This is a genomic window from Alkalibacillus haloalkaliphilus, from assembly GCF_007991275.1.
Taxonomy (GTDB): Bacteria; Bacillota; Bacilli; order Bacillales; family Alkalibacillaceae; genus Alkalibacillus; species Alkalibacillus haloalkaliphilus.
In genome coordinates this window covers 115,219-129,193 of sequence record NZ_BJYA01000011.1, presented here as the reverse complement: position 1 = coordinate 129,193, position 13,975 = coordinate 115,219, and the positions used below count along the sequence as shown (strand labels likewise).

At 35.8% G+C, this 13,975-nt stretch carries 11 protein-coding genes and 1 other annotated feature (1 of these 12 cut by a window edge); of the genes, 8 read left to right on the top strand and 3 right to left on the bottom strand.

Translation table 11 applies throughout. The annotated features are described in order from the left end of the window. Nucleotides 1-85: a binding site (T-box leader), on the top strand; it begins 119 nt to the left of the window's first position. Nucleotides 86-137: 52 nt separating this feature from the next. Continuing rightward, complete coding sequence (tyrS, locus tag AHA02nite_RS08435; RefSeq protein ID WP_146816281.1) at nt 138-1,406, top strand: tyrosine--tRNA ligase; 1,269 nt, start codon at nt 138-140, stop codon at nt 1,404-1,406. A gap of 59 nt (nt 1,407-1,465) precedes the next feature. Here the strand turns inward: tyrS and AHA02nite_RS08430 are convergent, their stop codons facing one another. Continuing rightward, on the bottom strand, nt 1,466-4,282 hold the full coding sequence (locus AHA02nite_RS08430) for a UPF0182 family membrane protein (protein WP_146816279.1): 2,817 nt from the start codon (nt 4,280-4,282) through the stop codon (nt 1,466-1,468). Between the two features lie 195 nt (nt 4,283-4,477). Between AHA02nite_RS08430 and AHA02nite_RS08425 the strand changes: the two genes are divergently transcribed. Together AHA02nite_RS08425 and AHA02nite_RS08420 are read left to right on the top strand one after the other, a co-directional pair. Next, entirely contained in the window at nt 4,478-5,950 is a 1,473-nt protein-coding gene (locus tag AHA02nite_RS08425; protein ID WP_146816277.1) for a UDP-N-acetylmuramoyl-L-alanyl-D-glutamate--2,6-diaminopimelate ligase, read from the top strand. A 115-nt stretch (nt 5,951-6,065) separates the two neighbouring features. Beyond that, nucleotides 6,066-7,229 (top strand): hypothetical protein, encoded by a 1,164-nt coding sequence (locus AHA02nite_RS08420; protein WP_146816275.1) that lies wholly within the window; start codon nt 6,066-6,068, stop codon nt 7,227-7,229. A gap of 54 nt (nt 7,230-7,283) precedes the next feature. Here AHA02nite_RS08420 and rpsD read toward each other — a convergent pair whose 3' ends face one another. Continuing rightward, nucleotides 7,284-7,886, bottom strand: a complete 603-nt coding sequence (gene rpsD / locus AHA02nite_RS08415) for a 30S ribosomal protein S4 (RefSeq protein WP_017186691.1) — start codon at nt 7,884-7,886, stop codon at nt 7,284-7,286. 246 nt (nt 7,887-8,132) lie between these two features. Beyond that, nucleotides 8,133-8,612, bottom strand: coding sequence for a GAF domain-containing protein (locus tag AHA02nite_RS08405; protein WP_146816271.1), 480 nt, complete (start codon nt 8,610-8,612; stop codon nt 8,133-8,135). An 80-nt stretch (nt 8,613-8,692) separates the two neighbouring features. Here AHA02nite_RS08405 and refZ point away from each other — a divergent pair, with 80 nt between their 5' ends. The 5 genes from refZ to thiI all read left to right on the top strand — a co-directional run bounded on the left by refZ (nt 8,693) and on the right by thiI (nt 13,944). After that, a complete protein-coding gene (gene refZ / locus AHA02nite_RS08400) occupies nt 8,693-9,280 on the top strand; it encodes a forespore capture DNA-binding protein RefZ (protein WP_146816269.1) in 588 nt (195 codons plus the stop codon). A gap of 135 nt (nt 9,281-9,415) precedes the next feature. Continuing rightward, nucleotides 9,416-11,110: a septation ring formation regulator EzrA gene (gene ezrA, locus AHA02nite_RS08395; RefSeq protein ID WP_146816267.1), complete on the top strand. Its 1,695-nt coding sequence runs from the start codon at nt 9,416-9,418 to the stop codon at nt 11,108-11,110. A 15-nt stretch (nt 11,111-11,125) separates the two neighbouring features. Continuing rightward, nucleotides 11,126-11,497, top strand: coding sequence for a hypothetical protein (locus AHA02nite_RS08390; RefSeq protein WP_146816265.1), 372 nt, complete (start codon nt 11,126-11,128; stop codon nt 11,495-11,497). A gap of 103 nt (nt 11,498-11,600) precedes the next feature. Next, on the top strand, nt 11,601-12,737 hold the full coding sequence (locus AHA02nite_RS08385; protein ID WP_146816263.1) for a cysteine desulfurase family protein: 1,137 nt from the start codon (nt 11,601-11,603) through the stop codon (nt 12,735-12,737). Nucleotides 12,738-12,741: 4 nt separating this feature from the next. Next, on the top strand, nt 12,742-13,944 hold the full coding sequence (gene thiI / locus AHA02nite_RS08380) for a tRNA uracil 4-sulfurtransferase ThiI (protein ID WP_146816261.1): 1,203 nt from the start codon (nt 12,742-12,744) through the stop codon (nt 13,942-13,944). The last annotated feature ends 31 nt before the right edge of the window (nt 13,945-13,975 follow it).

Here is a 13,975-nt window from a genome sequence, read left to right as displayed (position 1 = left end):
ACGGGTAATACCGTTAACTAATGAAGTGGTGACTGCACAGGTGTAGTTACAACTAGGGTGGTAACGCGAGTCCCTCGTCCCTATGTGGATGAGGGGCTTTTTTGTATTTTATAGACTAACTTTAGGAGGAAGAAACGATGAATATTATTGAAGATCTAAGAGCGAGAGACTTAATAAATCAAATGACAGATGATGAAGGGTTAGAAAACCACCTTAATGAAAGCCGAGTTACATTGTACTGCGGATTTGACCCTACAGCTGATAGTTTACACATTGGACATTTATTACCTATTTTAATGTTAAAAAGATTCCAAGAGGCAGGGCATCGTCCGATCGCATTAGTCGGCGGAGGTACAGGATTAATCGGTGACCCAAGTGGTCGTAATGAGGAACGCCAGTTAAATGAAGAGAATGTTGTCCAAGAATGGGTTAAAAATATTGAAGACCAACTATCTAGGTTCATTGACTTTACAGATGATCAAAAAGGGGCAAAGGTAGTCAATAACTATGATTGGCTGTCTAAAATGTCAATAATCGATTTATTAAGAGATGTCGGTAAGCATTTCAGTGTTAATTATATGTTAGCGAAAGACTCGGTTGAATCAAGAATTGAAAACGGCATCTCATACACAGAATTTACTTACATGTTACTGCAATCTTTAGACTTCTTACGTTTGAATCAAGAAGAAGATGTCTCTCTACAAATTGGTGGTAGTGACCAATGGGGGAATATTACAGCTGGACTTGAACTGATTCGACGTACTAGTCAAGAAGGAGAAGAGGTTAAAGCATACGGATTAACAGTTCCTCTTATTACGAAGGCTGATGGGTCTAAATTCGGTAAAACAGCAGGTGGCGCGATTTGGTTAGATGAGAAGAAAACGAGTCCTTATGAGTTTTACCAATTCTGGGTTAACGCTGATGATCGTGATGTCGTTAAGTTTTTGAAATCCTTTACTTTCTTACCGTTAGAAGAGATTGACGAACTAGCAAAAGAAGTTGAGGAACGTCCTGAACAACGTGTAGCGCAACGTCGCTTAGCTGAGGAAATGACGAAAATGGTTCATGGAGAAGAAGCTTTGAACCAAGCACAGCGCATTACTCACGCATTGTTTAACGGAGACATTAAAGAATTAACGAAAGAAGAAGTTGAAGTTGGCTTTAAAGATGTTCCGACTTTTGAGCTTGAAGAGAGTGAAAAGGGCTTAATTGACCTGTTAGTTGAAGCAAATATTTCTTCTTCAAAACGCCAAGCACGAGAAGATATTTCAAACGGTGCGATCTACATTAATGATGAAAGACAACAAGATTTAAAATACTTCATTGATGAAAATGATCGAATTGATGACGCTTTTACAATTATTAGACGTGGAAAGAAAAAGTACTTTTTAATTAAGCATGTATAATGAAAAACAGGCTGTCCTAAATAGTCAAAATTGACTTTCAGGACAGCCTGTTTATTTTGTTAGTCTATTGTACCTAAAAGCTCTTCAATCTCATTCATAATTTGACCTGCACCTTCCCAGTCACCTCTTGAAAGTGCATTTTGATAATCGTCAAACAATGTTGATAGTTCATTCAAAGTGTCTTCTGCATCACCAGGAATGCCTGGTAATTCTGTTTCAGTATCTTCTTCAAAGTCTATATCTTCATCAATGTCTGCATCTTCATCGATATCACCAATTTCATCATCCATATCAATATCATCATCGACATCTGGCATATTACCAGGTACACCTGCTTCAATTAACTCAAGAATACGCTCTAACGATTCTTCGAAAGTAGCTTCCATTACGATGTAATCTCCATAAGCAACAATGACTTGTTTTACTTCTGGTAGAGAAGTAGCGTTGGACGATTCGATATATATTGGTTCAACATACATTATGGTATCTTCAATTGGAATCGTTAATAAATTACCTCTAATAACACTCGATCCACCTTGAGACCATAAGTTCAACTCTTGTGATATTCGACTGTCTTGGTTAATACGGTTCTCGATTTGTTGTGGGCCATAGATGTTACGCTGTTTAGGAAATTCATATACCATTAAGTCTCCGTAATTTTCTCCATCGTTACGAGCACCAATCCAGGCAATCATATTTTGTCTATTTCTTGGTGTATAAGGTGTCATTAAGACAAATTCTTCAAAATCATTTCCTGGTAGTTGCATCGTAATATAGTATGGCTCCATTGTTATATCATGCTCAAAGTAACGTTCTGTCGCAAATTCCCATGCATCTTCACGGTTGTAGAACACTTCTAAGTTACTCATATGATAAGTTCCATACATATCCGCTTGAATTGTAAATAAATCAACTGGATAACGGAAGTGTGATTCAACATCTTCTGGAATATCATAAGTGAATAGGTCTGGGAATATGTTCTCGTACGTCTGTAATAACGGGTCATCATCTTCAACGACAAAGAAGTCAACTTCACCTGTATAAGCATCCACCATGACTTTAACTGAGTTTCTAATGTAGTTATGGTTTCCGTCATAAGCTTCAGAGTATGGATAGTTTCCTTCTCGTAAGTAAGCATCTATAATCCATGCTAAACTTCCATCTTCTCGGACGAAAATGTAAGGATCTTGATCATACGTTAGAAATGGTGCAATTCGTTGAACGCGATCCATAATGTTACGAGTGGCTAGTAATTGACTCTCTTCATTCAATTGATCTGACACTAACATTCTAAATGACCCTTCATCTAAAGAAAATAATAAACGGTTAAGGCCACTTAGTGATACACCTGAATCAGCACTATAGCGATATGACATATTTTCATCACCAGTTGGGTAATCAAATTCATCTACTTCAGTATTAACGATCACGTTGTTCGAATGCTCTTCACCGAAATAGATTTGAGGTCGTGTTACTTCAATGTCACCTTCAGGCGGTAAGTCTTGTAAAATATACTCTGGTTGACCTTGTTCCGTTAATTCATTAACATGACTCATCGTTACACCATAGCCGTGAGTATAACGTAAATTCTCGTTCACCCAAGTTCTAGCTTGGTCAGGTAAGTCTGAAGTATTTAACTCTCTAGCACCGATAAATACTTGTTGGTACTCTCCATCAATGTGATAGCGGTCTATATCGACATCGTTAAACTGATAATAATTTCTAAACGTTTGTAGTTGATTGTACACATCAAGAATTGGTCTTGAATCATTAATTCTGACATTGTCGATTGTCAGCTGATTTCGTTCAATCATATCAGCATCTAATGATTGGTTTCCTGGGTGTTGTTCGGTAGAAATATCATCAAGGTCATAAGCTTCTAGCGTGTAATCTAGGTTATGTTGTAAATAAGGCTGTTCACGGTGAAATTCATTCGGTGAAACAACATAGTTTTGTACGGCAGCTGATACTAATTGACCAGCTAACGCAACTGTTATATATAGCGCGATAGGAATAGCCATCCAAATTAAATTACCTTTAATTAATGCGACAATTAGCATGATCACTCCAAGAATCGCGACACCAGCTAAAATATAAGCTTTAGGAATATTAATGACATCATCTGTATAACTTAACCCGTGCACAACACTTGTTTGAAACACGTTAACTTGATTCGTTAATAACGTGTTATAAGGATCAAGTAGGTGATTAGCAGCTAAAAATACTCCAATCAATGAAATGCTAATTCCTAAATGCAACTGAGCTAAACGACTCTCACGATACATATTAAAGACGGAATAAGCTAATGCGACAATGACTGTCATAAATATTGTTAAGCCTAGCAATAAGTTTACAATCAGTTCTAAGAAAGGTAGCAAGAAAATGTAAAATGAGATATCTAAATTAAAATAAGGATCAGTTTGTCCAAAAGTCTCATAGTTTAATGCTTTTAACGTTGGCTCCCATCCAATACCTTGTACCATAGATGTACCGATCAAACCGAATACAATTGAAATACTAAATACAATAGCATAAGCTGATTTTTTATTTAGTAGTATGTTCGGTATCATGGAATGGTTTAAAAAGTGTATATACGATTTATGGATCCAATATAAAGTTATATAAGCAACAACGAAATATAGCACAAACCCAACACCACCAAGTGCGGCACGACTGAATAGGACTGTTGTAAACACTTGTTCAAATCCAAGTGAACCCATCCAAATATATTCAGTAATCCAGCTTAAGCTTAGTAGCCCGATTACAATAATGGGTATGATTATAATCGCTAACCACTTAATAGGTGTTAGGAATTTCTTTAAGTTTTCTTTTTGTTTTCTGTTTAACTTCGCATGGAAGTCTTCCTCTCTCCCCATCTAATCCCCCTCTATAATTATTCCTATAAAATTATATCAAATAAGTGCTTTGGATTATAGTTAAAGACAACTATATTTTCATAATAAATTGCACATAATAAAATTGGTTCAATTTAATCAGTTTTATCTATATCAATTTAGGTAAATGTTTTAGTACAATGATACGCACACTTTTCTATTAGGAGCATAATAACTATGGTTGAAGCCAAAAAGATATTAAGTCAATTAGAATATGAACATATATCAGAAACTGTTGACCGTATCAATGTGGTTAATATTGTTGATGATTCGCGTAAGGTGAAAGAGGGCTCAATTTTCGTTGCTGTAAAAGGTTATGCTATTGATGGCCATGAATTTATTGAAGAAGCGGTTAACAAAGGGGCGATCGCAGTAGTTGGTGAGGAGAGTCTCAATCATCTTACCGTCCCATATATAAAAGTGAAAAGTAGTCGTAAAGCGTTAGGAGAGCTAGCGAAGCAATTCTATGACAATCCATTAAAAGGGAAAACCGTAATAGGCGTTACTGGAACTAATGGTAAAACGACAACGAGCCACTTAATTCATTATTTACTAGAACAAAGTAATATGAATACTTCCTTGATTGGTACAGCAAATTGTATTATAAATTCTACTGTTTATGAGAATGCTCAAACAACTCCGAGTGTTTTAGAGTTGTATAAGCATTTCTATAATAGTAAAGATGATGTCATCGTAATTGAAGTTTCATCTCATGGTTTGGCACAACACCGTTTAGCGGGTGTGGAGTTTGATTATGCGGTATTTACAAATTTAACGTATGAACATTTAGATTATCATGAAAGTATGGAAGACTATTATCAAGTAAAGAAAAAGTTATTTAACCAACTCAAGTCTCATGGTCAAGCAGTAGTGAATGTTGATAATGAATGGGGAGCACGGTTGTGCCGAGAATTGAATGCAAAAGATTTAAACTGTACAGGCGTTGGGAAACAGTTAAGTTCAAATGTTGTGATGAAAGACTTAGTGAGCGTTGGTGAACCTAGTGTTACCGTGCATTATAAACATAAGTCTTATCAATTAAATTGGCAGATGCTTGGTATACATAACTTATATAACCTCGCTCTAGCCTATACGACAGTAGATCTCATTGTAAAATCCCCAGCACAGTTAAAAGAAATCGTGTCTAATTTCCCTGGAGTCCCAGGTAGATTTGAACAATCTAAGTTACCAACAGGATCAAAAGTTGTTGTCGATTATGCACACACACCTGATGCGGTAAAAGAAGTCCTACTAACAATCAATGAAGCTAAACCAAATAAACTAATTCATGTACTTGCTTTTAAAGCGAACCGTGATGAGAGTAAAAGAGAAGATATGGTTAAACATTCATTGGAGCAAAGTGACTTAACAATATTGACTACAGGTGATTTAGATCATTTAACAGAAAATGAAATGAATGAAGAGCTTCATAAGTATCAAATTGAGTTTGGTTCAGATCAAATCAAAGTATTGACTGGGCGGGTTAGCGCAATTAAAGAAGCGGTTTTGAAAGCAGAAGAAGGTGACTGGGTCGTCATCACAGGCCAAGGTCATAAAAGTTACCAACAATCTAATGAACTTAATACGAATACAGACCAAGAAACGATTGATTATTTAAAGAAGCTATTATCAGTAGAACAGTCTTATTAGTATTAAATAACTAATAAGACTGTTTTCTTTTTAGTAACTAACAAAATTTTGAATATTCTCATATTCAGTATTTGAGTATTAATGGTATAATATCCCCAAAAAAGAGGTGATAAGTGTGAGGAAAGTTGTAATTTCGGGCCTTGTTGTTGTGATTATAACTACCCTGTTAATTATTATTTTTCAAGGTGAGCCTAATTCTGAAGAAGTTCAGGATGCAGATCTACATAATGAAGATGAAGGTGCGAGTGAAGAGGACGAAGAAAGTAAATTAGTCGACTTTGAGTATGACCCATCAGATTTTATGATCAGAGCTTATCGCCCATTGATGAGAAGTGATATATTCGAGGAAGATGGGGAAGGCTGTTATGAAGTTGATGAAGTTATTGAGCGGGGAGATTGTTTTTTAGAGGTGATTAATGACCATTTATCTTTTGATTTAAACTACGATCAAACACAGTTTTATTTTCCAATCCAACAAGAGCGGGATGATTGGGAAGATGTTTTTTATTTCGAAGTTGGTGATGAAGGTGACTTGGTCGATTTAGAGCTTTTAGATTATGCTGAAGAATATGAGGACGAGTTTGCGGGACCACAAGATGATTTAGCGAGAGGGAAAGAAACGTTAATGGCGTATTGGTATGTGTTCTCTTCGGTCATCCCAAACGAATTCAGGCCTACATTAGAGCGAGTATACTGGTTAGATGCACAAGAACAACAGTTATTAGCGATCTATAGACCACCTGATGACTCTGAAATTCTTAGTTTAGTTCTTTCACAATATGTCGGAGATTATGATACTCCTGTGAAAGTAATTTTAATTCATGAATTTGGTCATTACTTAACACTTAATAGTAGTGAAATTGATTATAGTAATGGACTTTATGAAGATGACCCTTCCTTATGCGAAGAGTATCTCACTGTTTATGGTTGTGCAAAAGAAGATAGTTATATGAATCAATTCGTTGGTTTATTCTGGTCAGACCTGCTAGAAGAGTATGAAGCTATTGACTGGAGTGAAGAATCGGATGACTACCGAGAGTTCTTTGAGAAGAATGAAAACCATTTCTTTAATACGTATCAAGGCACAGCACCTGAAGAAGATATTGCTGAAAGCTTTGCGTTTTTTGTATTTTTAGACAGCGATAGAGTTGAAACAGGAGATAGAGTGAAATATGACAAGGTTAGTTTCTTCTATCAGTTCGATGAGCTTGTTGAGTTAAGAACTGAGATTTTAGAGAACTTTTATAACTTATCATTAGAAGATGGGAATAGGTATTAAGATAACAAAAAACATCCAAACCATCGAATGGTTTGGATGTTTTCGTTGTAAGTCTTATCTTGAGTACCACTCAACGATAAGAGCTTCATTAATTTCTGAAGAAAGCTCAGAACGTTCTGGGTAGCGGTTGTAAGTAGCTTCTTTCTTATCCGCATCTAACGTAATATATTCAGGTACGAAGTTGTTAACTTCTAGTGCTTCGTTGATGATGTCTAGGTTTTGTGATTTTTCACGAACACCAATTACAGTACCTGGCTTCACACGGTAAGATGGGATGTCTACACGACTACCATCTAAAGTGATGTGACCATGAGTTACAAGCTGACGAGCTTGACGACGAGTACGAGCTAAACCTGAACGGTATACTAGGTTGTCTAAACGTGATTCTAAAATAATCATGAAGTTTTCACCATGTACACCGCGCATTTTTGCTGCATCGTCAAAAATACGACGGAATTGACGTTCAGTTAAACCGAACATATAACGAAGTTTTTGCTTTTCTTGTAACTGAAGACCATATTCAGTAAGTTTTTTACGCTGAGTAGGACCATGTTGGCCTGGAGCGTAAGGGCGCTTTTCTAATTCTTTACCTGTACCTGAAAGAGAAATGCCGTAACGGCGAGATTTCTTCCAAAGAGAGCCTGTGAAACGTGCCACGAGCGTCTCCTCCTTTTTTTATTTTATTTGCATAAAATAAAAACAGTATACCGTGTCCCGGACTATGCGCATTTTGCTTTCATGTACCTTCGCTCCAGCAGCAGAGAGTTACGCGATACACCTCATTTCCTAGAGGTACAAAATGCAAGACATAGCAAGTCCACCGAGGCTGCCTTTTATTTTACACAAAAGATATTATATGATGTATTAAGTTTATAGTCAAGGATTTAACTATAAAACTTATAATTAAATGTGTTTCTTTAGCGTTTCAACAAATTTCTCTAAATACTCTTGATCGACTTCATCAAAGCGATTTTTAATCGGGGCATCGATATCTAGCACACCAAAGATCTCATCGTCTTTAATAATTGGAACAACGATTTCAGATTGGCTTTGAGCATCACAAGCAATGTGTCCAGGGAATTCATGTACGTCTGGTACTAGTTGAGTAGATCGTTCTGCTGTAGCTGTACCGCAAACGCCTCGTCCATTAGGGATTTTGACACAAGCTGGAAGGCCTTGGAATGGACCTAATACAAGCTCTCCGTTTTCCATTGTGTAAAAGCCAACCCAGTTAACATCGTTTAGAAACTGATTTAATATTGCGCTCGCATTGGCTAAGTTAGCAGTCACGCTATCTTCACCTTCTAAGAGTGCATTTAGTTGATTGATCAGTTGTTCGTAATTTTCTTCTCTCGTTCCGTTGTAATGCTGTACTTCAAACATAGAAAAATCTCCTTTTTTGTTTAATTTTTAAAAGGTTTTTTGCTAAAATCGTCGAATAATAGGTTATAAGAGGTGATTGCATGTCAGAACTAACTAGTAAAGATAAGATCATGCAAGCAGCTAGTCAGCTGTTTTATTATAATGGTTTCAAAGGAACATCGACACGTGCTATTACCGAACAAGCTAATGTCAATGTATCTTTGATTAGTTATTACTTTAAAAATAAACAAGGTCTACTGGAACAAATGACGGTCGACTATTATGAGAATTATTTAGCAATACTAGATTATTTGATGGAGCATCAACCAATTGATACACCAGAAAACTTGTATCAAGTAATTGAGGAAATTATACATTATAAGGAACGCCATTTTCAATTCACTTGTTTCATTCAACGAGAATTATCTTTGGATAACATTTTTATTAGAGAGCTGTTTTCAACTTATGTGGCAAAAGAGACTTATTTCTTTAAGTGGATTGTCGAACAAATAACAAAGCAATATAATTTTAATACAATGGAGAAAGAAGCTTTTTACATACAGTTTAAAAGCCTGATCAATGCACCATTTACATTCGGCAATGAGTGGAAGAAAGACTATGATTGGGATGCTAGTCGTCCTGTTTTTGTTAATGCTTACATTGATGTATTAAAAAAATGGTTTATTTAATCAAATGTTTGCCGATATACTCGTTAGACATAATTTCTTATAAATTTACAATTATTTTAGCAAATCGCGTTTTAAACATGATATTATATGGTATATAAGTATATGTTCGGAAATGATTTGTGAGGGGGGCTTTCGATGGAGTACATCATAGGTATACTAGTAGTTGTTATTGCTTTTATATTAGTTGGCGTTATTATGAGAAGGAAAGTGTATAACAGTGTGGACAAGCTAGAGCAATGGAAAGTCCAACTGATGAGTCGCCAAGTTGCTGATGAATTAGGGAAAGTTAGACATTTAAATCTAACTGGCGAAACAGAAGAACTGTTTGAGTCTTGGCGTAATGAATGGGATGAAATAAATGATTATGTGTTTACTGAAGTAGAAGAGTTTTTGTTAGATGCTGAAGAAGCAGCTGAAAAATATAAATTTGGCAAAGCATCCCGTACATTAAAAACAGTAGAACAAAAGTTGTATAAGGTTGAACAAACAATTGATGACATATTTGAAGAAGTTGATCGTTTACTTCATTCAGAGCAAGACAGTCGAGAAGAAGCGGAAAAGCTCCACCCTCGTATTAGTGAAGTTCGTAAAAAAGTTCTTCAAAATGGATATCAACTCGGTAAAGCTGAAGTAGTATTTGAAGTTGAATTAGATGATTTACAAAACGATATGAACCAGTATGAGGAATTGACAAACTCTGGGAATTATACAGAAGCTCAAGAGCTAATACATAATGTGAAATCTCGTTTACACGAATTGGATCGTAAAGTTAACGTGTTCCCAGATCTATATCGAATGTGTAAGCACACATTACCTGAAGAACTAGATCAACTACAAAATGGTGTTAAAGAAATGAAAGATGATGGGTTTAGAGTTCAACACCTTGGGGTGGAGAAAGAAATTCAAACTCATCACGAAACATTGCTTGCAATAGTAGAACAGTTGAATAAAGGGATCGATGACGGCGTTGAAAACCAAATCGAACAAATTAGGTCGAGAATGATTGAGATTTATGACCAACTTGAAAAAGAAGCGTTTGACAAAAATTTTGTTATGCAAAAGCAGCCGTTACTTGATGAGAAAGTAGATAAAGCTAATGAATCTTTTGCAGCAACCAAGGAAAATGTAATGGCTGTAAAAGAGAACTATCACTTAAAAGATGAAAAATATGAAGAACAGTATGAGCTTGAAAAAAATCTAGACCAGTTGAGTAAGAAGGCAACAAGAATCAAGTCAATGATTACACATGAAGAACAACCTTACTCTTCTATTAGGTTAGACCTAGAAGAGTGGCAGAAAGATTTTGAAGCTTGGGAAGAAAAGCAATCTAAGTTTGACGCTCACCTTTACAATTTAAGAAAAGATGAGTTGAACTCTAGAGAGCAAATTAATGATCTAAAACAAAAAATAATTAACGTCCGTCAAAAATTACAAAAAAGTAATTTACCTGGAATACCGAATTATATTATTGATTTAGTTAATCAAGCACGTGATCTAATTGAGCAGTCCAATGAAAAAGTAAATGAGCAACCGCTTGATGTGGATGAGGTATCCAGAGTGTTAGAAGAAGCGGATAAATGTGTCGCTAGGGCAGTAGAACAAACTAATCTAATCTTGGAACAAGCTGAGTTTGCTGAATATGTCATTCAATATGCAAACCGTTATAGAAGCAGTTATCCTGTGTTAGCTGCAAAAATTGCAGAAGCTGAAGACCACTTTAGAAGAAATGATTATGAAACAGCTTTAGAACAGGCTAGTCAAGCATTAGAAGAAGTGGAACCTGGTGCTCTCAAAAAGATTGAGGATCAGCTAAAGTTAACTGCATCATAAATAGGAGTGATGTAGATGGAACGAATAATTGTCGTGTTAAGTAGTGTTTTATTTTTAGCGACTTGGGCGGTTGTTATTGTGATGTGGGTCGATGTCAACCAACCGACATATACTGCTAAAAATCATCATATTTCCAAGGAAATAACGTTAAGTTATAAAATGAGCGACAAAGCATTGGTGTTAAATGCTAATTTAAGTACGCATGAACCGAGCGAGAGTGAAGAGCATGGCACGTTAAATAATGAAATTAGACATGAATTAGAATTAATTGATGATTCATCTCTTGACCCTTGGAGAGGTTATTTTAGTACTGAAGAACAAAATGTTTCAATTGATGATTTACTTCAAATATTTGAAGAAGTTGATGAAGCCGTCTCAGAATTTTAAGAGGTGGCTTCATCTTTTTACACCTACCAATTAATTGAATATTAATCCTTTATTATGGTATGATTACTCGATGGATACTGACTAAAAGGGGTTTATCGAACCGATGATATATTTAGACAATAGTGCTACTACAAAACCTCATGAAGATGTTTTAAAGACGTTTCACACCGTGTCTTCGAAATATTTTGCAAACCCTTCATCAATTCATCGAATGGGTGGTCAAGTAGAAGACTTGTTAACAAAATCACGTCAACAAATAGCTGACTTATTAGGAGTTGGATCACAAGAGGTTGTCTTCACTTCAGGGGGCACTGAAAGTAATAATTTAGCAATCAAAGGCGTAGCAGAACAATATAAAAATCGTGGAAAACACATAATTACGACTCAAATTGAACACCCATCAGTATTAGAAACTTGTCGCCATCTTGAGCAAATGGGTTATGAGATTACTTATTTGCCAGTAAACGACAAGGGTGAAGTGTCAGTAAATGATGTTAAAGAGGCGATTCGTCCAGACACTATTTTAATTACAATTATGCATGTGAATAATGAAATTGGAAGTGTTCAACCAATAGAGAAACTAGCTGAAATAGTTGAACAATATCCTACTGTGTTATTTCACGTTGACCATGTTCAAGGTTTTGGTAAAATTACGATCCCTTATGGTCATAAAGGAATCGATTTAATAACAATTTCAGGTCATAAAATTCATGGACTTAAAGGTTCTGCGTGCTTAATAAAAAAGCAACATATCAGCCTATCACCATTACAACATGGTGGCGCTCAAGAAGATCGTGTTCGACCTGGGACGGAAAATGTAGCTAATGCAGTCTCCTTAGCTAAGGCGATCCGTTTAGCATTGGAAGAACAAAAAAACTATCATCAACTTCAAGAATTAAATCAAACTATAAGAGAAGAGCTTAAGAATTATCTTCAAGTTACAATTAATTCTCCAAAACACGGCGCACATCATATTTTAAACTTTTCTGTTCAAAACTTTAAACCAGAAGTGTTAATCCATGCTTTTAGTGATGAAGGGGTAGTTGTTTCAACGAAGTCAGCTTGTTCTTCCCGTCAAAATGAAGCTAGCCATGTTTTAAAAGCATGTGGGAAAACAGATGAAGATGCTTCAGCAGCAGTTAGAGTAAGCATGAATGCTAATCAAAGCCAAGATGATATTAATGCTTTTATTTCTGCTTTTAAAAAGATTATGTCCAAGTATGAAAAAGTAATGGGGTAATAATATGAAATACGATCACATTTTAATTAGATACGGTGAACTAGCATTAAAAGGAAAGAATCAAAAGTTCTTTATCAATACACTACGTTCTAACGTTCAAAGGGCGTTGAAAGACTACCCAGATTTATCAATTAAAGGTAAACGCGATCACATGTACATTTTGTTAGATGGGCGTGATCCTGATCCAATAGTTGATAAGTGTAAAGATATATTTGGGATTCAGTCATTTAGCCTTGCTATGAAGGTAGTAAATGATGAAGAAAAAATAAAAGAAGCTGCTTTGGAAGCCTTAAGGTTAGAAAATGGGCAAACCTTTAAGATCACTTGTAAGAGATCAAATAAAGATTTCCCGGTTCGTTCTCAAGAAATGAATCAAATTTTAGGTGGACATCTATTAAGAAACTCAGAGGAATGGACAGTAAATGTTCGTGAGCCTGATGTAGAGATTAGAGTGGAAATTCGTCATGATGCCACTTATATTACTGCGCGCAATATTCCTGGTAAAGGTGGTTTACCTGTAGGTTCTACTGGTAAATCGTTATTATTAATGTCAGGTGGGATTGATAGTCCTGTAGCAGGTTATTTAACGATGAAGCGTGGCGTGAAAATAGAAGCGATTCACTTCCATTCTCCTCCATTCACATCTGAGCGTGCTAAACAAAAGGTTGAAGACTTAGCTCAAACGTTAACTAAATTTGGTGGAGAAGTGAAATTACACTTAGTTCCATTCACTGAAGTACAACAAAAAATCTTTAAAGAGGCACCTGAAAACTATGGCATGACGATTATGAGGCGTCTCATGTTACGTATAAGTGAACAAATTGCTCAAAAAGAAGAGATTTTATCACTGACAACAGGAGAAAGTTTAGGTCAAGTTGCCAGCCAAACGATGGAAAGTATGCATACAATCAACGAAGTAACGAATTACCCTATTATTAGGCCGTTAGTTGCTATGGATAAATCGGATATAATTGATATATCAAAAGAAATTGAAACGTATGAGATTTCGATCCGACCATATGAAGATTGTTGTACAATTTTTGTACCTAAACAACCTAAAACGAGACCAAAACGTGAAAAAGTAAATCAATTTGAAGCCCCGATTGATTTTACCGACGATATCGCAAAAGCTGTTGAAGGTACAGAAACGGTTATGTTTAGTCCATCGAATCCAAGTCAGGAAAGCGAATTTGACGAGTTATTATAGGCTTGTAAAACTTCCATGATTTGCATTGTAT

Bases quoted from the DNA above. Each gene is read 5' to 3' on its own strand.
- AHA02nite_RS08430 (WP_146816279.1), bottom strand. From the start codon at position 4,282: ATGGGGAGAGAGGAAGACTTCCATGCGAAGTTAAACAGAAAACAAAAA.
- refZ (WP_146816269.1), top strand. From the start codon at position 8,693: ATGTCAGAACTAACTAGTAAAGATAAGATCATGCAAGCAGCTAGTCAG.
- AHA02nite_RS08390 (WP_146816265.1), top strand. From the start codon at position 11,126: ATGGAACGAATAATTGTCGTGTTAAGTAGTGTTTTATTTTTAGCGACT.
- AHA02nite_RS08425 (WP_146816277.1), top strand. From the start codon at position 4,478: ATGGTTGAAGCCAAAAAGATATTAAGTCAATTAGAATATGAACATATA.
- ezrA (WP_146816267.1), top strand. From the start codon at position 9,416: ATGGAGTACATCATAGGTATACTAGTAGTTGTTATTGCTTTTATATTA.
- tyrS (WP_146816281.1), top strand. From the start codon at position 138: ATGAATATTATTGAAGATCTAAGAGCGAGAGACTTAATAAATCAAATG.
- thiI (WP_146816261.1), top strand. From the start codon at position 12,742: ATGAAATACGATCACATTTTAATTAGATACGGTGAACTAGCATTAAAA.
- AHA02nite_RS08385 (WP_146816263.1), top strand. From the start codon at position 11,601: ATGATATATTTAGACAATAGTGCTACTACAAAACCTCATGAAGATGTT.
- AHA02nite_RS08405 (WP_146816271.1), bottom strand. From the start codon at position 8,612: ATGTTTGAAGTACAGCATTACAACGGAACGAGAGAAGAAAATTACGAA.